Consider the following 1,111-nt stretch of genomic DNA (forward strand, 5'->3'; position numbering starts at 1 on the left):
CAACATTGTTATTTCACGAAATAAAACACGGTGTAGTTTCGTAAAATAACACCTATATGCGCATTTCGTAAAATCTGTTGCTAATATAATTACTTTTTTTGTAAATTAGATACTTAGTAAGTTATTTTTTGTGGATAGCGAAACAAAATAGGTTAAATTAGATTTATTTAAGTATGGATAGCGAAACAATATTAAAAACCTTACACGACCGATTGCAAGTGCAACGCTACGCCAATAATACCATAAAATCGTATTGTGGTTATGCACAAATATTCTTAGAGTATATGAATAAATATCGTACGCTCAACGAAATACCTATTGCTGAAATAGAGGGTTTTATTAATGAAAAAGTATTTCAAGACAATATTAGTGCATCTTATCAACGCTCTTTAGTTGGGGCAATTAAGAAGATTTATGAGTTGGTCAATAATCAATCGATAGAGTTAAATTATTTATATCCTAAACGAAAATCAACCCAACTGCCTACTTTCTTTTCTCAAGAAGAAGTGAGAAAAATATTAAATGCTACAGAAAATTTAAAGCATAAAGCAATTCTTACCACTATTTACAGTTGTGGATTACGCTTAAGTGAGTTAATAAATCTTAAACTAACCGATGTAAAATCCGACAGTAATTTACTATTAATACAACAAAGCAAAGGGAATAAAGATAGGCTAGTAGCTTTACCTGATAAGTTATTAAGTTTGTTGCGAGAATATTATATTGAATATAAACCCAAAATATTTTTATTTGAAGGAACTAATGATGAGCAATACAGCGAAAGAAGTGTTCAGTTAGTTTTGAAAAAGTCAATGAAAAAAGCCAATATTGTAACAAAAGGCAGTGTGCATACTTTGCGTCATTCATACGCCACACATTTAATAAAAAGCGGAATTGACATTCGGGTTGTACAAGAATTATTAGGGCATAGTGATATTAGAACAACCATGATTTACACTCATATTACAGATGTAGATAAGAAATCGACACCAAGTCCATTAGATTTTTTGTAACCTAAATTAAAAAACCCAACTTTACATTTTTGGGTGTAAAATTGGGTGTTTATGCTTTAACTGATTAAGTATCAGTGTTTATTGCGGAGAAAGAGGGA

1 protein-coding gene is annotated in these 1,111 nt (G+C 30.3%); it reads left to right on the top strand.

Annotation, left to right across the window (positions count from 1 at the left end; translation table 11 throughout):
- Nucleotides 1-173 precede the first annotated feature (173 nt).
- Nucleotides 174-1,013, top strand: a complete 840-nt coding sequence (locus EG240_RS16380; protein ID WP_006260881.1) for a tyrosine-type recombinase/integrase — start codon at nt 174-176, stop codon at nt 1,011-1,013.
- Nucleotides 1,014-1,111 lie beyond the last annotated feature (98 nt).

This window comes from Paenimyroides tangerinum, assembly GCF_003865405.1.
In the GTDB taxonomy this organism is placed as follows: domain Bacteria; phylum Bacteroidota; class Bacteroidia; order Flavobacteriales; family Flavobacteriaceae; genus Flavobacterium; species Flavobacterium tangerinum.